Annotated in this window: 20 protein-coding genes and 1 tRNA gene; 13 read left to right on the plus strand and 8 right to left on the minus strand. The window is 40.5% G+C overall.

Translation table 11 applies throughout. The annotated features are described in order from the left end of the window. The first annotated feature begins 73 nt into the window (after positions 1-73). The 6 genes from EMIN_RS03430 to EMIN_RS08725 all read left to right on the plus strand — a co-directional run bounded on the left by EMIN_RS03430 (position 74) and on the right by EMIN_RS08725 (position 5,538). A complete protein-coding gene (locus EMIN_RS03430) occupies positions 74-532 on the plus strand; it encodes a ribosome maturation factor RimP (protein ID WP_012414835.1) in 459 nt (152 codons plus the stop codon). A gap of 51 nt (positions 533-583) precedes the next feature. After that, positions 584-1,975, plus strand: a complete 1,392-nt coding sequence (nusA, locus tag EMIN_RS03435) for a transcription termination/antitermination protein NusA (protein ID WP_012414836.1) — start codon at positions 584-586, stop codon at positions 1,973-1,975. Continuing rightward, positions 1,950-4,430, plus strand: a complete 2,481-nt coding sequence (infB, locus tag EMIN_RS03440; RefSeq protein WP_012414837.1) for a translation initiation factor IF-2 — start codon at positions 1,950-1,952, stop codon at positions 4,428-4,430. Before nusA ends, infB begins: the two co-directional genes overlap by 26 nt. A 121-nt stretch (positions 4,431-4,551) precedes the next feature. After that, entirely contained in the window at positions 4,552-5,019 is a 468-nt protein-coding gene (locus EMIN_RS09435; protein ID WP_012414838.1) for a type IV pilin protein, read from the plus strand. An 11-nt stretch (positions 5,020-5,030) separates the two neighbouring features. Then, on the plus strand, positions 5,031-5,177 hold the full coding sequence (locus tag EMIN_RS08875) for a type IV pilin protein (RefSeq protein WP_012414839.1): 147 nt from the start codon (positions 5,031-5,033) through the stop codon (positions 5,175-5,177). After that, positions 5,125-5,538, plus strand: a complete 414-nt coding sequence (locus tag EMIN_RS08725) for a hypothetical protein (protein WP_187146170.1) — start codon at positions 5,125-5,127, stop codon at positions 5,536-5,538. Before EMIN_RS08875 ends, EMIN_RS08725 begins: the two co-directional genes overlap by 53 nt. Positions 5,539-5,710: 172 nt before the next feature. Here EMIN_RS08725 and EMIN_RS03455 read toward each other — a convergent pair whose 3' ends face one another. Together EMIN_RS03455 and EMIN_RS03460 are read right to left on the minus strand one after the other, a co-directional pair. Beyond that, complete coding sequence (locus EMIN_RS03455; RefSeq protein ID WP_012414841.1) at positions 5,711-6,277, minus strand: hypothetical protein; 567 nt, start codon at positions 6,275-6,277, stop codon at positions 5,711-5,713. Between the two features lie 55 nt (positions 6,278-6,332). Next, on the minus strand, positions 6,333-7,220 hold the full coding sequence (locus tag EMIN_RS03460; protein ID WP_012414842.1) for a hypothetical protein: 888 nt from the start codon (positions 7,218-7,220) through the stop codon (positions 6,333-6,335). Positions 7,221-7,421: 201 nt separating this feature from the next. On the opposite strand from EMIN_RS03460, the gene EMIN_RS03465 reads away from it, so the two are divergent. The 5 genes from EMIN_RS03465 to ribF all read left to right on the plus strand — a co-directional run bounded on the left by EMIN_RS03465 (position 7,422) and on the right by ribF (position 11,867). After that, positions 7,422-8,834, plus strand: a complete 1,413-nt coding sequence (locus EMIN_RS03465; protein WP_012414843.1) for an alanine/glycine:cation symporter family protein — start codon at positions 7,422-7,424, stop codon at positions 8,832-8,834. Between the two features lie 73 nt (positions 8,835-8,907). After that, positions 8,908-9,267, plus strand: coding sequence for a 30S ribosome-binding factor RbfA (gene rbfA, locus EMIN_RS03470; protein WP_012414844.1), 360 nt, complete (start codon positions 8,908-8,910; stop codon positions 9,265-9,267). Next, complete coding sequence (locus EMIN_RS03475) at positions 9,254-10,249, plus strand: DHH family phosphoesterase (protein ID WP_012414845.1); 996 nt, start codon at positions 9,254-9,256, stop codon at positions 10,247-10,249. The genes rbfA and EMIN_RS03475 overlap by 14 nt, the downstream gene beginning before the upstream one ends. Next, on the plus strand, positions 10,239-10,946 hold the full coding sequence (gene truB, locus EMIN_RS03480; RefSeq protein ID WP_012414846.1) for a tRNA pseudouridine(55) synthase TruB: 708 nt from the start codon (positions 10,239-10,241) through the stop codon (positions 10,944-10,946). The genes EMIN_RS03475 and truB overlap by 11 nt, the downstream gene beginning before the upstream one ends. Before the next feature lie 12 nt (positions 10,947-10,958). Beyond that, on the plus strand, positions 10,959-11,867 hold the full coding sequence (gene ribF / locus EMIN_RS03485) for a riboflavin biosynthesis protein RibF (protein WP_012414847.1): 909 nt from the start codon (positions 10,959-10,961) through the stop codon (positions 11,865-11,867). Positions 11,868-11,916: 49 nt separating this feature from the next. Here the strand turns inward: ribF and EMIN_RS03490 are convergent, their stop codons facing one another. The 3 genes from EMIN_RS03490 to EMIN_RS03500 form a co-directional block, all read right to left on the minus strand. Continuing rightward, positions 11,917-12,486 (minus strand): DNA-3-methyladenine glycosylase I, encoded by a 570-nt coding sequence (locus EMIN_RS03490; protein ID WP_012414848.1) that lies wholly within the window; start codon positions 12,484-12,486, stop codon positions 11,917-11,919. Between the two features lie 62 nt (positions 12,487-12,548). Next, complete coding sequence (locus EMIN_RS03495; RefSeq protein ID WP_012414849.1) at positions 12,549-12,821, minus strand: hypothetical protein; 273 nt, start codon at positions 12,819-12,821, stop codon at positions 12,549-12,551. 29 nt (positions 12,822-12,850) lie between these two features. After that, positions 12,851-13,966 (minus strand): PorV/PorQ family protein, encoded by a 1,116-nt coding sequence (locus tag EMIN_RS03500; protein ID WP_012414850.1) that lies wholly within the window; start codon positions 13,964-13,966, stop codon positions 12,851-12,853. Between the two features lie 196 nt (positions 13,967-14,162). On the opposite strand from EMIN_RS03500, the gene EMIN_RS08205 reads away from it, so the two are divergent. Together EMIN_RS08205 and EMIN_RS09440 are read left to right on the plus strand one after the other, a co-directional pair. Next, on the plus strand, positions 14,163-15,866 hold the full coding sequence (locus EMIN_RS08205) for a type IV pilin protein (RefSeq protein ID WP_012414851.1): 1,704 nt from the start codon (positions 14,163-14,165) through the stop codon (positions 15,864-15,866). A 495-nt stretch (positions 15,867-16,361) separates the two neighbouring features. Further along, on the plus strand, positions 16,362-16,859 hold the full coding sequence (locus EMIN_RS09440; RefSeq protein WP_012414852.1) for a type IV pilin protein: 498 nt from the start codon (positions 16,362-16,364) through the stop codon (positions 16,857-16,859). A 122-nt stretch (positions 16,860-16,981) separates the two neighbouring features. Here EMIN_RS09440 and EMIN_RS03515 read toward each other — a convergent pair whose 3' ends face one another. From EMIN_RS03515 to EMIN_RS03525, 3 genes are all read right to left on the minus strand, one after another. Then, entirely contained in the window at positions 16,982-17,812 is an 831-nt protein-coding gene (locus EMIN_RS03515; protein ID WP_148204460.1) for a DUF3592 domain-containing protein, read from the minus strand. 120 nt (positions 17,813-17,932) lie between these two features. Beyond that, positions 17,933-18,009 (minus strand) — tRNA-Met (locus EMIN_RS03520). 65 nt (positions 18,010-18,074) lie between these two features. Further along, positions 18,075-19,796 (minus strand): proline--tRNA ligase, encoded by a 1,722-nt coding sequence (locus EMIN_RS03525; RefSeq protein ID WP_012414854.1) that lies wholly within the window; start codon positions 19,794-19,796, stop codon positions 18,075-18,077. Positions 19,797-19,803: the final 7 nt, after the last annotated feature.

The raw sequence follows: 19,803 nt of genomic DNA on the forward strand, positions 1-19,803 counted from the left end.
TTGCTTAAGAGCGGCTTGGGTTACCAAGCCGCTCTTTGATTAAATGCCAAACTATCCGGCCAAAGGAGCTTGTATGAGAGATATAAAAGCAATAGAGAGCGTTGTGGCTGACGGCCTTGCTAACCAAGGGTATGAAGTTGTGGACCTTATTGTGCAAAACCAGGGCAGCAAAAAGCTTTTTCAATTTTTTGTAGATAAAGAAGGGGGCATTAATCTTGACGATGTGGAAAAGGCCTCCCGCCTTATAGACAGTATTATAGAGATGGAAAACCTTATTGAAGGCGCTTATATTTTGGAGGCTTCTTCCCCGGGCATAAAACGCGTTTTAAAAAAACCGGAACATTTTAAAAAATTTATAGGCCAGCGCGCCAAAATAACTTTAAAACAAATGATTGAAAACCGCGCCAACTTTACGGGCTTAATAGCCGGCGCTAATGAAACCGAAATGACGCTTGACGATGGTACCACCCAGTTTAAATTCAAGTACGAGGATATTAAAAAAGCCAATTTGGATCCCGTTCTTGAGTTTTAGCATTAAAAGATGTTAAAAGAAATTTATAAAAATACAGAGAGGTAAACAGCAATGGAAGGCAATCCCAAAGAATTAATGATGGCTCTAGAGAGCTTGGAAAGAGAAAAAAATATCAAAAGAGACGATATTATTAAAACAATAGAAGACGCCCTTGTGTCGGCGCTTCGCAAAAACTTAGGTAAAACAGCGCAAATAAGCGCGAAAATAAACCCCGAAGAGGGTGACATTAAGGCCTTTCAGGTTTTAAATATTGTAGAAATTGTAGCAAACCCGGAAATGGAAATCTCACTTGAGCAAGCCAAAGCTATGGATGACCGCTCCGAAGTAGGCGGCACAATAACAAACGTTTTGGAAGTTGAGGATTTTTCCCGTATAGCTGCGCAAATAGCCAAACAGGTTTTAATTCAAAAAGTAAGAGGTATTGAAAGGGAAAATACTTATAAAGAATTTAAACCCAGAGAGGGGGAAGTTATTACAGGCTCCGTACGCAGATTTTCCGACAGGGATATTGTTGTTGATTTAGGCAAAGTTGAAGCTATTTTACCTTATTCCGAACAGATTAAAAGGGAAAGGTATTCTAACGGATCGCGCATTAAAGCTATTATCACAAAAGTTTTATCCCAGCAGGACTTGCTTACAATCGGCGAAGATCCTGTTTTGGGCAGATACAAAAGCGCCGCTTTTAAAATGGACAAAGGACAAAGAGGGCCATACGTCATTTTATCGCGTACAAGCCCAGCTTTTTTAGAAGACTTATTTAAAGTTGAAGTTCCCGAAATAGGCGAAGGCATTGTTGAAATCAAAGCTATTCAAAGAGACCCGGGCTTCAGAGCTAAAGTGGTTGTCAGAAGCTATGATAATAAAGTTGACCCAATAGGCACCTGCGTAGGCATGAGGGGCATAAGAATACGCGCTATTATGAATGAACTCAGCGGTGAACGTATTGACCTTATTCCTTACAGCGAAGACGTTACAACAATGATTATGAATTCAATAGCTCCGGCAAGAGCGAACTCCGTAAAAATAATAAGCGCCGAAGAGAAAAAAGCTCTTATCATTGTACCTGACGACCAGCTTGCCATAGCTATAGGTAAAGACTGGCAGAATATTAAATTAGCCAGCAAACTTACAGGCTGGGAACTTGAAGTAAAGAGCGAATCCCAAAAGCTCCAGGAGGGACAGGCCACCGTTGACAATCTTGAAAGCTTGTTAGCTTCCGTGGAAGGCATTGGGCCCAAAACGGCCGAAACACTTGTTAAAGCAGGCTTTTCTTCTGTTGAAAAGATAGCCGCTCTTGAGCCTGAACATCTTGCCACCGTGCAAGGTATCGGGGAAAAGAGCGCGGCCAAAATTATTGAAGGGGCCAAAAAATATTTAGAAACGCAAGGCGAAGAGGTTTTGCAAGAGGAGGCAGTAAATGACGACAACCAAGAAGGCAACTAAGAAAGAAGACGATAACGAGGCCTCCAAAAATAAGAAAGCGGCGGCGGCTAAAAAAACTACGGCTAAAAAAACTGCCGCGCCTAAAGACTATAAAAAAGAAACGTCTAAAAAAACGGTAAAAAAGCCTATAAAAAAAGCCGCAAAACCGGCTGTAAAAAAAGAAGTTGAGGAAGAAGAACCGGAAAGGAAAAGAGTGTCATTTTTTACGCCCGCCTCCCAGGTTATAAAACCCGTTCAGCCTGAACCTGTTAAAGAAGAACCTTTAAAACAGGAAGTAAAACAAATTCCGGAGCAGCTCGATTTGCCCGCTCCCAAAGTTGCGCCAAAACCGGCGCCGGCGCCTCTTCCTAAACAGGAAATTAAGCCCGCGCCTGCTCCTGCTCCTGCTCCCGCGCCTAAGGTTGATGTAAAACCCGCCGCGCCGCAGCAGCCTGCACAGCCTAAAGCGGAACCTAAACCGCAGCAGAATTTTAACGCGTCCAGGCCGCAACAGCAGCCCGTACAGCAGCCTGCGCAGCCAAAACCGCAGCATCATAATAATTTCCAACACCAAAAACCACAGCATGGGTTTAATAAGCCGCCGCAGCACCAGCATAAGCAGCAGTCTAAACCACAGCCAAAGCCTCAGCCCAAACCGCAGCCTAAAGTTGAAGCTCCTAAAACAGAGGAACCGAAAATAACTGAACAAACTATTAAAATCGTAGGCACTCCAACAGTTAAAGAGTTGGCGGAAAAAATGGAAATTAAAATCCCTGATTTTATTAAAAAACTTATGGGACTTGGCATTTTTGCCACTATTAACCAGCGTTTGGAAAAAGATATTATTGAGCTGGTTGTTTCCGAATGTGGTTTTAAAGCCGATATGGCCGAAGAATTTGCCGACGAAGCTTTAGGCTTGGCGGCGGAAGAAGAAGATAAGCCCGAGGATTTAAAGCCTAGAGCGCCTGTTGTTACCATTATGGGTCATGTTGACCATGGTAAAACAAGTTTGCTTGACGCTATAAGAAAATCTAATGTAGTTGAAGGCGAAACCGGCGCTATTACCCAGCATATAGGCGCTTACAGAGTTAAAACAAGCCGCGGATATATCACATTTTTAGATACTCCCGGCCATGAAGCGTTTACGGCTATGCGCGCCCGCGGAGCGCAAGCTACCGATATTGTTATATTGGTTGTTTCCGCCACGGACGGCATAATGCCCCAAACTATTGAAGCTATGGACCACGCCAAAGCGGCGGGCGCGCCTATCATTGTGGCTGTTAATAAAATTGACCTGCCCGGCGCTAACCCAGACAAAGTTAAGCAAGAACTCGCTAACCGCGGTTTAATACCCGAGGAATGGCAGGGCAACACCATTTATGTTGAAATTTCAGCCAAAAAGCGTATAAATATAGACAAACTTCTTGACATGATTTCGCTTCAGGCCGAAATGCTTGAACTTAAAGCCAACCCTGACAGGTTGGGTATGGGTGTTATCTTAGAAAGTAAAAGGGATAATAAACGCGGCGTAGTAGCTACGGTGCTTGTGCAAAAAGGCACAATAAAAGTGGGAGATCCGTTTATCGTAGGTACAGCGGCAGGAAAAATCCGCGCGCTTATTGACGAAAACGGCATAAGACACCAGGCCATAGGGCCCAGCGTGCCGGCTGAAATTTTAGGCATAAACGGCGAGCCGCCCCATGTAGGCGAATCTTTGTTTATAGCTGAAAACGAGCGTGAGGCTAAACATTTGGCGGAAAAACGCAAATTAGCCCAAAAAGAGGACAGCTTTGCCCATAAAAAACATATATCTCTTATGAGTTTAAAGAGTGAGGTTGACCAACATAAGATTAAACAGCTCGAAATCGTTCTTAAGGGCGACGTGCAGGGTTCTATCGAAGCCATTAAAGACACTTTGGGCCGGATACCTTCGGATGAGGTTGAGGTCAAAATTATACACTCAGCCGCCGGTAATATTAATGAAAGCGACATTCTGCTCGCGAAAGCCAGCAACGCTATCGTTATAGGTTTTAACGTTGATGTTGAATCCGCCGCCCGCGCCGAAGCCGACAGGGAAGGCATTGAAATACGCCTTTACCAAATTATCTTTGAATTGCTTGAGGATTTAAAAGCGGCTATGGAAGGCCTTCTTGAGCCTGACGTGGTCGAAACTGTTACAGGACGCGCGCTTGTGCGCCAGGTATTTAACTTAAGTTCCGGCATTGTGGCGGGTTCTTTTATAGAATACGGCAAAATGACACGCGGCAGCGAATGTAAAGTGCTGCGCGGAACCGAACAGGTGTTCAAAGGCAGAATCGGCGGTCTTAAGAGATTTAAAGACGACGTGAAAGAAGTTGAAAAAGGTTATGAATGCGGCATCTTGCTTGACGGCTTTAAAGCCATAAAGGAAGGCGATATTGTTGAATGTTTCCGAAAGGATACAATAATAAGACGTTTAGAAAAAACCGCTAACTAATTAAAAAGGCCCGCTTGAAAGAGCGGGTCTTTTTTTGTTATTTAGCGTATATTAATCATTAAAACATAAAAAACACTGTAAAAATTTAATAATATAAAAAATATCAATATTTGGAGTTTTTATGAAGAAAGGTTTTACATTAATAGAGCTTTTGGTAGTTGTGCTTATAATAGGAATATTGGCGGCCATAGCCCTGCCGCAATACCAAAAAGCTGTAGAAAAATCCAGAATGTCACAAATGTTTATTTTGGGCAAAGCCGTTAAAGATGCGGCGGAAAGGTATTATTTGGCAACAGGTTCATATCCCTCTTCAGAAGACGAGTTGGATATATCTTATGAATGCCCTAATAAATATAAATGTATGTTTTCATTAGCGTCTGAGGGTAAATTTCAAATTGAACGGACTTCCCCATATACCTATGGCCTTATTTTCAGGCTTGATCAAGGTAGTTATTACCCTGGGGAAATACATTGTTACGCCTCTTTGGGGGATACAAAGTCTGATGTTGTTTGTAAAACTCTTTCAACAAAACCGGCCAAAGGCAGTATGCCGGAATCAGGCGCATATACATTTTATATAGTTAATTAGGAAGAGTTTTTATGAAGAAAGGTTTTACATTAATAGAGCTTTTGGTAGTTGTGCTTATAATAGGAATATTAGCGGCCATAGCCCTGCCGCAATATACTTTAACGGTTGAAAAATCACGCGCGTCTGAAGGTTTTATATTGGGAAGGGCGGGCCTTTGACGCGGCCAAGAGATATGAACTTGAAACAGGCTTATGGCCTACTTCTTTTGACCAAATGGATATTGACTTTCCTAATACCGGCACTGGTAATCTGGCCGGATGGGACCAATCTTTAGGTATAGCTGGCGGGAAATTCCGTCTGTATTTAGGGCCGACTCAGCTGCTTGCGGACAGAACAGCTAAAGGATCTGCCCGTTACACAATAGTTTTTTACCGGGCGGACAGCTCCGTTTGGTGCGGAGCCGAAGGAACAAGTGAGGATATGTCCCCCAACGACATAAAAGTATGCAAAGCATTAGGCGGTGTATTAGGCACTCATCCAAGCAGTTGCTCAAGAAATAAATGTTTTAAATTAAGGTAGATATTATAAATTTTATTGTTATAAGGTAGAATATTATACCTCATGTAAAAACACTGAGGTTTAGCGGCTTATAAACACAAAGTTTAATATTGTTTTGAAATAATTTTCACACAATTTTGTAAATTAAAAAACCCCCGGGCAGTTTTACCCGGGTGTTTTTTATTTGTACAGATTATAAAGCGCTTATTTGTGAGGCAATTTTTTCTTTAACAGCGTTGTCTTTTTGTGTTGCTTTAACATGCTCTGAAAGGAATTCTTTAATAACTTCATCTTTTGATAAAGGTATTAGAACTTTGAAAGTTTTTGATTTGGCTGTTCTGTTTATCCATGTTCCGCCGCTTGTAAAAACAACATTAACGCCTTCTGCGCTTTCAACAACTTTGATAAAGCTGTCTTTAAGGCAAAGGCCGTCGGTGTTAATCATTTTTGACGTAACTCTTAAGCTTAAGCCTTTGTCTGTTTTTACAGGTGTAAAGCTAAATTCTATTTTACCTTCATAATCATAATCAATGCCGTCGGGATCATGGAAGTCGTTTTCATAGAATTCTGACACTTTATAAAAAGCTTGGCTTTGGCCCAGCTGCCAATCTTCACTATTTAGAACATAATAATAAGCATTTGCCGGGCTATAAGTTGCGTTATTTTGATTTTCTAATAATATTTTCCCCGCGCTGTTTGCGGCAAAAAGTCCGCATGATAGAGCCGCTACCAGTGCTACTGCAGTAAGTATTTTCTTCATAAGTATCTTTCCTTGTTTTTGAGTAGAATTTAGCGACTTATGTCAATGTCTCGCGTTAGAATTCAACGAGTTTTATTCTCATATTTACGTCTTGTTTTGTTGAAGGGTTTTTCTTTAACTGTTTTTGAACACCCTTCTGTATTGCTGTCATGTTATTTTTTGCTACTACGTCAAATTTGTTATGTGTATGTCTAAAATCAGCCTGGTTGCCTTTCATTGTAAACACAACTTCAACAATGTTTTTCTTTTCATTAACGGTTATGAATGTTTTTGAAAAATTAAATCCGTCTTCGCTTAAAACATTGTTGGTTATTTTAAGCATTTGGCTTCCGTTGTTTTCAATTATTTCAAAGTTAAGTTTTAAAGCGCCTTCAAAAGGGTTGCCGGCGGGAACATCATAATGTTCGGCTACTTTATAAACACCGTGTTCTTGCATAAGGTAGTTGGATTTGCTTGGAAGTTTGTAAAGATAAGTGTTACCTGTTTTAAAAGAGGTTTCTTTTTCTGATGTTAAAAGAACTTCTTTCATTTCGCCGATTTTATGTTCTTCATTGGCGTAAAACTGGGGATCGGACTGGTTGCCTTTCATGTTGATAATAAGGTATAAATCATTGTTTTTAGAGGAGATAGTAAAGAATAAGTTATTAAGGCCGTCTTGATTAATAACCTTGGGGGAAACATTTATTCTGTCTTTTACCATTGTTATTTTAAAGTCAACGCGTCCTTCATAAGGGTTTCCTGCGGGTGGTGAATAATGTTTAGCTACAAAAAAACTGTAATTACCCTCTTTAACGTTAACGTTTTTAATATTAAGTGTGTATAATTCTTCGTGGGAGGGATAAACCTGCACTTTTTGGTTTAAATTTATGATTGGATATGAATCCGCGGCAAAAACGGCGGTTGTTAAACAAAGAACTGTAAGTAATGCTAATATTTTCTTCATAACTTCTCCTTTTTTTGGTTTCTTATATAAAAATATTATAAGTTTGGCTGTTAGTTTACCAGGGCCAAAAGGCCCATTTTTCGTCTAGGTCTTTTTTTAGGTCTTTATTTTTATTGAGCGCTTAGTATAAATGTAATAAAATACAATAATACGGAACATTGCACACAATGTTCTGTTATTTTTATACCTAAGAGGTAACAAATGGCTTTTTTATACAGGATATTCGATACTTTTAATTTTTATATTTGGGGAGTGCCGATGGTGCTTCTTATTTTCGGATTAGGAATTTATCTTTCGTTTTCACTTGGATTTTTACAAAAACATTTGTTAAAAGCGATTAAACTTTCCGTCACTAGCAGCAAAGGAAAGGGGGAAGTAAGTTCTTTCGCTTCGCTGGCTATTAATATAGCCGCTAATGTGGGTACCGGCAGTATATTAGGTATGACAACAGCTGTTGTGGAAGGCGGCCCAGGCGCTGTGTTTTGGATGGTTTTTGCCGGATTTTTCGGGTTTGCCACAAAATACGCCGAATGTTTTTTAGGCGTTAAGCACAGAGTCCATATAAAAGATGGGGAATATGTTGGCGGCCCTATGTATGTTTTGCAAAATGTCGTTAAAAAAAGATGGGTTGCCATATTGTTTGCCATTGCCGCTATTTCTATGGCTATTACCGGGGGCGGGTCGCTGCAGTCAAACGCTATATCTGATTTACTTGTATCAAGCTATAGGATAAATCCTCTTTATGTAGGCATTTTGCTTGCAGCTATAATAGGAGTAATTATTTTTGGCGGCGTTCACAGAGTGGCAAAATTTTCAGAAGCCACAACCCCTTTAAAAGGCGGGGTTTATATTTTAGCCACTATTATAATTTTATGTATGCATATTAAAGATGTTCCCGGCGCGGTGGTGCTTATTATGAAAACAGCTTTTACGGGCAAAGCCGCCGCCGGCGGATTTTTGGGCGTAGGAGTTATGGCGGTGGTTAACGGTATGATAGCGGCGGCAAGATCGGGCGTAAGCCGCGGCGTTTTTTCTACTGAGGCGGCCCTCGGAAGCGCGGCTATAGGCGCGGCGGCGGCTAAAACGGACAGCCCCGTAAAACAGGCTCTTATTTCCGCGACGGCCGTATTTTGGACAATTATAATATGTACTCTTACCGGGCTTGTTATTATTGTAGCCGGTGATTGGCAAAACCCCAACCTTTACAGCGGTTCTTTGGCGCATAACGCGTTTTCCACGCTTAAATATATAGGCGTGCCTATGCTTGTATTTTCCTTAACTTTATTTGCTTTTACAACTATCGTGGGCTGGTACTATTACGGGGAAAAAGTTATAGAGTTTTTGGAAGGCAAAAAATGGATTTTTCCCTTTAGAATATTTTGGATTCTAATTATTTTGGGAGGTTCAGTGCTTGGAGCCGATTTCCTAAATTTTAAATTCTTTTTATCAGCTGAAGACGTTTTAACCTTTAACAGCGGTATGAGCGTGCAGTTTATGTGGGCTTTGGTTGTTACCGTTACCACTTTTATGGTGTTGCCGAATATTTATTGTATGTGGGTTCTTAGAAAAGAAATAAAGGAAGATACTAGAAAATATATTAAAGAAAATTTTTAAAACCAGTTAAAAGCCCCGATTAAAGCGGGGCTTTTTTAACACACGCGTAACGGCAAAATGATATAATAAATATATGATTGACAGAATAAAACGTCTTGAGGCTTTATTTTTAGAAGAAATAAGCACAATTATAAGCAAAATGATAAGCACGGGCAGCTTTAAAGGGTTTGTGACGATAACCGGCGTAAGAATTTCAAAAGATTTACGTACAGCCCAGGTCAGATACTCCGTTTTCGGCAGCGTTGAAGACCGTATTACAACACAGGAAAAACTTTCAATACTGCGTTCTGAAATAGGCGCCATGTTAAGACATAGGCTGCATTTAAAAAGGATACCCTCTTTTACTTTTGTTTATGACGATACACCTGAAAAAGCTTCAAAAGTTGAAACAATATTTTCGGTTATAGAAAAAGAAAAAAATGCAGACAAATAAACCTAACAATACACTTGAGGAAATTGCCGATGTTATTTACAGAGGCAAAAGTTTTTTTATCGCCGGGCACCAAAATCCGGACGGTGATTCTTTAGGGTCAACAATAGCGGTAAGTTCCGTTTTAAGGCGTCAGGGGAAAGAGGTTTATTCCTACGCGGATAACGCGCCCGGGGACGACCTTTTATTTTTACCTATGCTTGACACTGTAAACATAGGTAAACTTCCGCCTGAAGATTTAAAAATAGAAACCGTTATTTTACTTGAGTGTTCTGATGTTACCAGGGGCGGTAATCTTGCTTCCGTTTTAAGTAAAGCCAAAACGGTTATCAACCTTGACCATCATTTAACCAGCGACACTTACGGACATTATAACTATATTAATCCCTCCGCTTCCTCAACCGCGGAAATTATTTGGCAGCTTTTTGAAATCATGCGCATTTGGGTAAACTCCGACGAAGCGACCTGCCTTTACACAGGCCTTGTTACGGATACGGCCCGCTTTTTACATTCTAACACCACGGCGGAATCTTTGCGTGTGGGCGCGGGGCTTATATCTTGCGGAGCTGATATTAAAAAACTTAATAATATTCTTTTTCATACGCGTTCTTATTCCGAAACAAAGCTTTTGGGCCGCGCTTTGGAGAAAATGCAAATTTTAAAAGACGGCAAACTTGCCGTTATCGTTTTAACTTTGCAAGAATTTGATTTGTTCGGCGCCGAACCTTCCCACACCCAGGGCATAGTAAGCCAGCCTACCATGATACCCGGGGTTGAAGTATCGTTTTTAATTAAAGAAGAAAAAGACAAACTTTCAGTTAATTTGCGCTCTAAAGGGGAAGTTGACGTAAGCCAACTGGCTGCCAAATTCGGCGGAGGCGGACACGCGAGAGCGGCGGGCTTTAAAAGAAGCGATATGACTTTGGACGAACTTACCTCCAAACTTATTAAAGCGGCAGAAGAAGCCATAGATAATGCAAAATAATGAAGTTGCCCCGATAAGCGGCATTTTATTGGTTGATAAACCGTCCGATTGGTCCTCACACGATATAATTAACGTAGCAAGGCGCAGCATGGGCATACGCAAAATAGGCCATGCGGGTACGCTTGATCCTATGGCTACAGGGCTTTTAATTCTTTTAGTTTCAAGGACGGCTACAAAACTGCAAAACAAATTTCTAAAATTATCAAAAACATATGAAGGTATAGCGGAGCTTGGCTCAGAAACGGACACCTGGGACGCTTACGGCGGCATAACAAATACCTGTGAAGTGCCGGAGTTTGATTTACCGACTATTCATAAACACGCTAAAAAACTAACCGGCAGTTTTGAGCACATTGTTCCTTTATACAGCGCGAAAAAAGTTAACGGGCGCCCCATGCACCGCTATATGCGCGAAGGCCGCATTGTCGAGGAACGAAAAGCCTTAATTACCGTACATGAGTGGGAGGAAATTTCTTATTCTAAACCCAATATAAAATTTACGGTAAATGTTTCAAGCGGCACATATGTACGTTCTTTAGCTTACATGTTAGGGCGTGAGCTTGGCTGCGGCGGTCATTTAACCCGGTTAAGGCGTACTAGAGTGGGGGATTTCGACATTAAAAACGCCATAACCGTAGAAGAATTGCGTAGTTTGCCGCAGGAAGAACTATATAAGCGTGTAATGCCCCTTAATTAATATAATATTTATATGACAGAGAAAAAAAATTTTATAACAATAGGAACATTTGACGGTGTGCATAAAGGCCACCAAACGCTTATAAGCGGGCTTAATAAACTTGCCAAAAAAAATAATATGGCACCGTTGCTTGTTTGTTTTCCATTACCTCCAAAAACTCTTTTAAGTAACTCACCTGAGCTTACCGTTCTTACCCTTCCAGACGAAAAATATGCTTTACTTAAACATTACGGCGCTAAAAATATTGAGATTCTTAATTTTAAATCCTGCCGCCATATCAGCAGGGAAAATTTTTTTGATATTTTACTTAAACGCTATAATATGGGCGGGCTGCTTGTGGGGCGTGATTTCGCTTTTGGCAAAGAGAGAAAGGGACATATTGATTTTTTGCGCGCGGCCTGCGCCAAACAGGGCGTAAAGCTTGTTGTAGCGGATTTTTACGGTAATAAAGACAGCGGTGGGCATAAAATATCTTCATCACTTATACGTAAAACGCTTTTAGACGGGCATATTAGGCTTGCCGGTAAGTTTTTGGGGCGCAAGTATACTGCTGAAGGTATTGTGGTTACGGGTAAAAAACTAGGCCGTAAATTGGGCTTTCCCACGGCTAATTTGGGTATAAACCATTATAAAGTATTGCCGCAGGGCGTATTTTCGGTTGAAGCTGTACTTGGCAAAGAAAAATTTAAAGGGGTTGCGAATATAGGCTTTCGTCCTACGGTTAACCCGATACACGCTAAAGTTCCTTTGGTTGAAGTTCACATTTTAAATTTTAACCGTGATATTTACGGTAAAAATTTAAGCGTTAATTTCGTTGATAAAATACGGGGGGAAAAGAAATTTGACGGCCTTCCCGCCCTTATTAAACAAATGACGGTGGATAAAGCTTTAGCTGAAAAACAGGTTAAATTAAAAAGATAACTTATAATGGGAAATATTTAAAAAACTTCACGTTTTTGCGTGAAGTTTTTTATTTTCTTTTAAGATTGTTATATTCTTTACACCAGGTCATATGGTCGTTAACCATTCCCACCGCCTGCATATAAGCGTAGCATATTGTAGATCCTGCGAACTTAAAACCGCGTTTCAAAAGTTCCTTGCTCATAGCATCGGAAAGTTCTGTCCTCGCGGGAGCCTGTTTAATATCGGTAAATTTGTTTATTATTTGTTTGCCTTTAACAAACTGCCAGATAAATTTGTCAAAACTGCCGAATTCTTTTTTAACTTCCAAATAAGCCTTTGCGTTTTGCACGAGGGCATTAATTTTAAGCCGGTTTCTTATTATACCGGGATCTTTTAAAAGGGCCTGTTTTTTGCTTTCCGTATATTTGGCTATTTTAACGGCGTCAAAATTATCAAAAACTTTACGCATATACTCACGCTTATTTAAAACGGTTATCCAGCTTAACCCGGCTTGCATGCCTTCTAAAATAAACATTTCAAAAAGTTCCCTGTCGTCATGAAGCGGCTTGCCCCATTCTTCATTATGGTACTTTTCGTATAAAGGCGTAGAGGCCCAGGGGCATATTTTTTTATTCATTATTATTTGACGGGTTTATATAAAAAAAAGGGCGGATTAACAATCCGCCCTTTTAATTTAAATTAGTAATCTCTTCTTACAAAAACAGGAGCGTATGCTATAAGAGAAGCGCCCAAGAACATTACGGTACAGTAAGCGAACCACCAAATTCTTTCTTTGGGATTATATACAACAAATACGGCGTTATAAAAAATTTCCGCCAGTATTTTTAGGACAAAAAGCCATATTGCCGCGCCCAGTATTTTAGCGGACAGATCAAGCGTGCCCCAAAATATGCCGCGCACGGTAAAAGGCTTAATAAAGAAACGGTTTAAAAAAGTTTTAATTATTGTCATAGAATGTTCCTCATTAACAATATAGCAAATTATTTGTCAAAACGTTTAGGTCTTGAGTTCGGGTACCCGCTTGCCGTTGTTTTTACGTTGTTTGAGGATGCTGTTGTTTTTTTAATTGTTGCTTGCTCTACAGGCGGGTGGGCCACTTCAAAGGGCTGCCTTTGTCCGGCTATTCTTTTTTGTGACGTTTCGTAGCTTTTTGGCATTTGGTTTGAGGAAACGCCCGCCTGTTTTGGTGAATAGCTGTTGTTGTATCCGTCATAATTTATTTTAGAATTTGATGTTTTTTTTGACGAATAATTATTACCGCCCGCTGAAGAACCGAACGGTATCATATAAGAAAGTTTATATGTTTTATTATAATCATAAGGCAGGTAGGCTATATCTAAACGTCCGCATTCGTTAAAGTTAACGCCGCCGCCAAATGTAAAGTTATCTGTGCCGTGCGCGTCAATATAGCCGAGTCTTACCGCGTATTTTTGGAATATTAAGTATTCCGCGCCGATACCCCATTTGGAGTGGTCGTCTTCTTTACCTGCGTCAAATCTAAATTCAAAAGAATTGTTATTATCATATTCCCAAAAATAAGCCGCGCCTATGCTGTAAGTATCATCCGCGTAAACGCCTTTTTTACCGCCGATATTTTGGTAAACCGCGCCGATATAAAGCTTTTCCATAGGGCTTACAATTAAACCTAAGTCACCCACAAAAGCGTGTTCGTCTTTACCGGGAACATCAAGCCATCCATTTTTTAATGTAAAGCCAAGCGTGATTGGCAGGGAAATTTCCGTTAAATGGTGAAGGGCGAAGTTTGCGCCTAATTTAATTTCTTTATTTTTAAAGTCGGCATCGTTATCATATAAGTAGTTTCCAAAAGCGTTTAATGTGATGCCGTTAAAAAAATTATAACCGAAACCTACCGAGTAAATTTGCTCGGCGCTTTCTCTTTTATGCCACGCACCGCCAAGTAACATTTGTTCGTTTATGGCTGAGGCGGGGTTGTAAGATGCGGCAAAAATATCATTCGGGTTGCCTGCGGTATAAGCGCTGCCCAAAGCCGCGCCTTTTACCGAAGGTTCAGGTATAAAAGCGAAACTGTTAACAGCAAGCGCGAAAGATAAAACGGATAAAATAACTTTTTTCATATATCTCCCTTAGGTTAGTTTTATTATTTGTTAAACATATTATTACATTTTTTTTTGTGTTTTTGAATAACAATCTATTTTAAATATAATAAATAACTATTCTTTATATTTATGTCAATTCTTTTAAATCTGTTATAATCTACTTAAAGTAATGAATATTATTACTTGGGCATTAATCTGAAAAAGGAGTTAAACAATGAGTCAAAAAAAAGGGTTCACCTTAATAGAAATAGCTGTGGTAGTTTTAGTAATAGCTATTTTAGCGGCTATAGCTTTGCCGCAGTACAGAAAGTCGTTAGAACGCTCAAGAGCTGCCGAAGCTTTTGACATCCTTACAGAGATAAGGAACAAACAAGAATCCAGGGATTTACTTGGCACGGGCACCGCCAAAGGCTATACTGTAAAGTTTAGCGATTTGGGGGAAGTAATAGCGGGCAAAACCTCCACAACAAACACGTTAGACACAAAACTTTTTTCATATGTTCTTTCAGATAATCCTTACCCTCAGGCGTACGCCAAAAGAAAAGATTTAGATTATTCAATAGTTCAAACCAAAGGCTACCAAGACAGCGCATTGTGTTGTATAGGCAAAGACTGCGATATGGTAGATAATGTTTTAAAAGGGTGTGAGAAGACAGCGTGTCCTACAACATGCGCGGCTGGATATAAAAGAACAGGGTACTTTTTTTCGGAAGACGGGCCTTGCTGTGAAGCTAAAACGTCGTGTCCCGCAACATGTCCTGCAGGGCAAAAAAGAAGCAGCGTGCAGTATACGGAAGATGGAGCGTGCTGCGTAGCCAAAACATCATGCCCGACAACATGTCCTACAGGCCAGCAGAGGACAAGCGTACAATATAGTGAAGACGGAGCGTGCTGCGTAGCCAAAACATCATGCCCGACAACATGTCCTACAGGCCAGCAGAGGACAAGCGTACAATATAGTGAAGACGGAGCATGCTGCGTATCAAAAACGTCGTGTCCCGCAACATGTCCTACAGGTCAAAAGAGGACAAGCGTACAATACAGTGAAGACGGAGCATGTTGCACGGCTAAAACGGCTTGTCCCGCATCATGTCCTGCCGGAGAAGAAAGAACAAGCGTGCAATACAGTGAAGACGGAGCGTGTTGCACGGCTAAAACGGCTTGTCCCGCGACATGTCCCACGGGCCAGGAAAGAACAAGCGTACAATACAGTGAAGATGGAGCGTGCTGCCAAACAAAAACCTGCGGCAGCGGACAAACCCTTGTTGGGGGAGTATGTAAAACAGCGTGTCCTGCTACATGTCCTACAGGTCAAAAGAGAACAAGTTCCCAGTATTCGGAAGATGGAGCGTGCTGCGTGGCTAAAACAGCGTGCCCCGCTACATGTCCTACGGGCCAGGAAAGAACAAGCGTGCAATACAGTGAAGACGGCGACTGTTGTAAAACTTCAAGCGGATGTCCTGTCGGTACTTCAATAGGAGCTAATGGAAAATGTTGTACTCCTGAATTAATGGGTATTGACGAACGGGACGGAGGCTGTTGCGTAGAATTTTCAAACTGCGGTCTTACCGGACCCGGAGGACTTGCCTTTCCTTGCAGATGTGCAAGAACAGGCACAGGCACTATATCTTGTTCTGGTAACAGTACGCAATCCTGCGGTCAGTGCGGCACCCAAACAAGAACATGTAATACTTCAACAGGAGTATGGAGCTCATGGAGTTCGTGCAATGAATCTCCAAATCCTTTAAGCCCTTCGGACCAGGATATGTGCTTAAGCTGCGGCGGTACATTAACATGTAAAGGCTGCGATTGCGGAACTTATTACGACTTTAGCAGCGGCTCGGGTATTTTATCATATTGCTCTTTTAACAGCCGTTACGGATGCGTATGCGGACAGACGTACAGATCATGCAGATAAGGCTAAAACGCACAGCTTGCCGTAATTTATAATTACGCAGGTTTTAGCTAAAAAAATTAAACGCCCGTCAAAGCAGACGGGCGTTTTTTTGATTGTGAAGTTTTACTTAAGTAAGCGGAGGGGACAGTTTCTTTGTATATTGCCTTAAACCTTGCGCGCTGCGGAGGGGGATAGTTAAAATGACGGCTTTGAAACAAAAAACGGGCTTTAAACACGTGGCGCAACAGTGGAAATAAGCAACGGCTTTTTATATTAGAAAATATTTAAAATTAATGGACGCAGAGAACCTAAAGAATTGATAATAAAAAACATTGCGTGTGTTATGTATACTTCGTCAAATTAGATAGAAGAATAAAATAAAAATCCCCTTTTTTGAAACATTTTTAAAAAGTGATAAAAAACCAATCTTTGCGAAAGTCATAAGCATAAGTTATTTGATATAATAAAAAATCTTATATATTTTGTTTCTTTTATTTAATTTTTACGGAGATTTGTATGCAGAACAAATTGTTTAAAAAAAATTCCTTTGGGTTTACCCTTATTGAACTTTTAGTTGTTGTGCTTATAATAGGCATTCTTGCCGCCATTGCCGTGCCGCAATACCAAAAAGCTGTTTTTAAAAGCAGGTTCGCTACTTTATATGCGGCCGTAAACGCTATCGCACAAGCTGAAGAAATTTATTATATGGAAACCGGCACATATACGCAAGATAAAGATGCGTTGGTAATTAATATGGATGAAAGCTCCAAAGATCTTGTTAATATATGGAATAATCCTTCAACGGATAATTGGGCAGTGCACGCTTCGTTAGATTCAGGAACGCTTACATACTTGGTTTGGCCCGCTAATTCCAAGGTAAGAAACAGCGCGCGGCTTTGCCGGGCATATTTAAATAAACCTAATACAGAGTTGGCAAAGTCAGTTTGCGTGTCTTTAATGGATAAAAGCACCACTGTAGTAAAGGCAGCAGAATATTGGGAATATTTTTTATAAATATATAAATTTACAAAAAATCAAAAGCCCTTCCTGTTTCAGGAGGGCTTTTTAATTTACTATCTTTACGAACTAAATAAAGCGCTGATGTGTTATATTTCAAAAACCTGCCGCAAATGTTATTAATGAAATCCGCTTTCACTTAAATAGTGAACCAGCAAAAGAATTGCAGGAAAGATAATAAAAAGTGCCGGGAATAAATAGGTAAACCAGGCATCATCAACCATAGCGTCGTGCGGGTTTTGGGGGGAGATTAGTATTTTTACTTCGTTTTCTATAACTGGCGGCATTGTGCGTGAAAGCATACTATCTTTAAATTCATACTCTTTACCGTTATAACTATATTTCATTTTATAAATGTATAGCGGGGTTCCTTTTTTGCTTTTATCGCCGTTTGTGGAGCCGCTTATTTTAGCGGTTATTTTTATTTTGCCTTTGCGTTTATGGTTTAAAAACCAAAACATGAAAACGCCAAAGCTGGCAAAGTAAAACAACGCCGTGGTTAATATAAGAATATCATCGTTGTTTTTTCTAGGGATAACTTTATATAAAATGTCACTAAATTGTTTGTTTGTGTCAGGGTCAAAAAATATTGCAAAAGAATATACTATTACCAAAAATAATAGCGTTACAAAAAAATTATAGGCAAAAAGGGGTTGTTTTACCTCTGCTTCCTGTGGATTTTGAGGGTTATATAGAACTGTAAATTTTTTGTTTTTTGTGTTATCTATAAAACCATATTTGCCCATATCAGTAAAGGTATATTCCTTGCCTTCGACTTCAAAGGTAACTACAGGACTGTAAAATTTATTGTCTTTATGATGGGGAACATAATCTTTGGCAATACCTATAGCACGTGGTTTAGAAGAGAGCGTCTGGTTTATAAAAATATTAATGAAACTATAAAGCATTTCTCTAGACAGAAAAAGCACTATGGCAAAACCTATTGCCACAGGATGCTGAGTAAGAAAAGATTTAATTTGTAAAAAGATATTTGCTAATATTTTGCCCTCCTCTTAAGAATATAAAAATTATATAAAAAAGCCCCGCTGTTTAGCGGGGCTTTAAAAACTTGGTGTCACCGGGTGGGCTCGAACCACCGACCTGGCGCTTATGAAACGCCCGCTCTAACCAGCTGAGCTACGGTGACGTATTGTGTATATATTATATCAAAAGATTAGTGTTTGTTGCAATTTTCAGACGGTAAAATATGTTTTACTTGCTTGCCTGAAATTCTTTAATCTGTTCAGATATGTCTGCCAGTTTGCGTCTTATAGCTTCTTTTGAAGTTCTTTGTTTATACTCGTATTCACCCGTTTCAACCGTGCGGCTGCTTATTACAATTCTATGTGGCAGGCCTATGAGGTCGGCGTCTTTAAATTTAATGCCGGGCCTTTCGTTGCGGTCGTCGAGCAAAACGTTTAACCCCGCTTGTGTAAGCTGATTATAAATACTGTCTGTTTCTTCTTTAACTTTAGGGTTTATATCGGTGTCAATTGAAACTAAATAAATATCAAAAGGCGCTAAAGGAGCGGGCCAGATAATGCCGTTTTCGTCGTGGCTTTGCTCAATAGCCGCGGCCACGATGCGGCTTATTCCTATGCCGTAGCAGCCCATTAAGAAAGGGTGTGATTTTTGGTTTTCGTCCAAAAACTCGGCCTTCATGGACTGGGAATATTTTGTACCCAGTTTAAACGTGTGGCCTACTTCAATGCCTCTTGTAAAATTAAACTTTTTGCCGCATTTGCCGCATAAATCACCTTCGGAGGCGATTTTTAAATCGGCATAAACGTCAGGCGTAAAGTCGCGCGAGGGGGTAACATTAATAATGTGAACGTCTTTCTCGTTACCGCCCGCGATACCGTTAACAATGCCTGCCACATGGTAATCGGCAAACAATTTGATTTTAGGGTTCTTTTCTTTCAAACCCACGGGCCCCGCGTAACCAACAAAAGAGCCTGTTACCTTGGCGTAGGTTTCTTCATTAGCTTTTTCAAGCTCCTGCGCTTTTAATAAGGCTTTTAATTTGTGCTCGTTAAGTTCATGGTCGCCGCGCATTAAAGCGACAACGGGCTGTCCGTCGGCCGTAAAAACCAAAAGTTTAATAAACCTATCTGCCGTTTGTCCAAGCATTTTGGCAACGTCTTCAATGGTTGTGGCGTTGGGGGTGTTAACTTTTTCAATAGTTTTTAATTCTTCTTTAGCGGCGGGAAATTTCGGTTTAAAAATTTCGGCCTTTTCGGTGTTGGCGGCATAACCGCAGTCACAGTCTGCTATTTCGTTTTCACCCGTGTCGGCAAGAACCATAAACTCGTGCGAAAAATTGCCGCCTATCGCGCCGGTATCGGCCTCAACCGCTTTAAATTTAAAACCGCAGCGTGTGCAGACTTTCTTGTAAGCTTCAAAAAATTTGAGATACCATTCATTAATTGATTCTTCCGTAGCGTGGAAAGAGTAGGCGTCTTTCATATAAAACTCTCTGGCTCTCATAACGCCGAAGCGGGGCCTGATTTCATCTCTAAATTTAGAGGCAAACTGGTATAAAGCCACTGGTAATTGTTTATAGGAGGTAACGTCTCTTCTTACAACATCGGTAATAACTTCCTCGGCGGTGGGAGCAAAACAAAATTCCGCCCCTTTGCGGTCTTTAATTCTTAAAAGTTCTTTGCCGTAATATGTCCAGCGGCCGCTTTCTTCCCAAAGTTCTTTGGGCTGTATTAAAGGAAGCCAAACTTCATGCGCACCGGCGGCGTCCATTTCCTCACGCACTATCTGCTCAACTTTTTTAAGCACCTTTAAACCTAAGGGCAACCATTCATAAATACCGCTGGCGGTTTTGCGTATAAGGCCCGCTCTTAACATAAGTTTGGCGGAAATTGTGTCCGCGTCTTTAGGCGCTTCTTTTAAAGTGGGCAGGTAATACTGTGTTAATTTCATACTTGTT

It is taken from the genome of Elusimicrobium minutum Pei191 (assembly GCF_000020145.1).
Taxonomy (GTDB): domain Bacteria; phylum Elusimicrobiota; class Elusimicrobia; order Elusimicrobiales; family Elusimicrobiaceae; genus Elusimicrobium; species Elusimicrobium minutum.

Bases quoted from the DNA above. Each gene is read 5' to 3' on its own strand.
- rbfA (WP_012414844.1), top strand. From the start codon at position 8,908: ATGATTGACAGAATAAAACGTCTTGAGGCTTTATTTTTAGAAGAAATA.
- EMIN_RS09440 (WP_012414852.1), top strand. From the start codon at position 16,362: ATGCAGAACAAATTGTTTAAAAAAAATTCCTTTGGGTTTACCCTTATT.
- ribF (WP_012414847.1), top strand. From the start codon at position 10,959: ATGACAGAGAAAAAAAATTTTATAACAATAGGAACATTTGACGGTGTG.
- EMIN_RS03465 (WP_012414843.1), top strand. From the start codon at position 7,422: ATGGCTTTTTTATACAGGATATTCGATACTTTTAATTTTTATATTTGG.
- EMIN_RS03525 (WP_012414854.1), bottom strand. From the start codon at position 19,796: ATGAAATTAACACAGTATTACCTGCCCACTTTAAAAGAAGCGCCTAAA.
- truB (WP_012414846.1), top strand. From the start codon at position 10,239: ATGCAAAATAATGAAGTTGCCCCGATAAGCGGCATTTTATTGGTTGAT.
- EMIN_RS03500 (WP_012414850.1), bottom strand. From the start codon at position 13,966: ATGAAAAAAGTTATTTTATCCGTTTTATCTTTCGCGCTTGCTGTTAAC.
- EMIN_RS03475 (WP_012414845.1), top strand. From the start codon at position 9,254: ATGCAGACAAATAAACCTAACAATACACTTGAGGAAATTGCCGATGTT.
- infB (WP_012414837.1), top strand. From the start codon at position 1,950: ATGACGACAACCAAGAAGGCAACTAAGAAAGAAGACGATAACGAGGCC.
- EMIN_RS09435 (WP_012414838.1), top strand. From the start codon at position 4,552: ATGAAGAAAGGTTTTACATTAATAGAGCTTTTGGTAGTTGTGCTTATA.
- EMIN_RS03460 (WP_012414842.1), bottom strand. From the start codon at position 7,220: ATGAAGAAAATATTAGCATTACTTACAGTTCTTTGTTTAACAACCGCC.
- EMIN_RS03455 (WP_012414841.1), bottom strand. From the start codon at position 6,277: ATGAAGAAAATACTTACTGCAGTAGCACTGGTAGCGGCTCTATCATGC.
- EMIN_RS03490 (WP_012414848.1), bottom strand. From the start codon at position 12,486: ATGAATAAAAAAATATGCCCCTGGGCCTCTACGCCTTTATACGAAAAG.
- EMIN_RS08205 (WP_012414851.1), top strand. From the start codon at position 14,163: ATGAGTCAAAAAAAAGGGTTCACCTTAATAGAAATAGCTGTGGTAGTT.
- EMIN_RS03430 (WP_012414835.1), top strand. From the start codon at position 74: ATGAGAGATATAAAAGCAATAGAGAGCGTTGTGGCTGACGGCCTTGCT.
- EMIN_RS03495 (WP_012414849.1), bottom strand. From the start codon at position 12,821: ATGACAATAATTAAAACTTTTTTAAACCGTTTCTTTATTAAGCCTTTT.
- nusA (WP_012414836.1), top strand. From the start codon at position 584: ATGGAAGGCAATCCCAAAGAATTAATGATGGCTCTAGAGAGCTTGGAA.
- EMIN_RS08875 (WP_012414839.1), top strand. From the start codon at position 5,031: ATGAAGAAAGGTTTTACATTAATAGAGCTTTTGGTAGTTGTGCTTATA.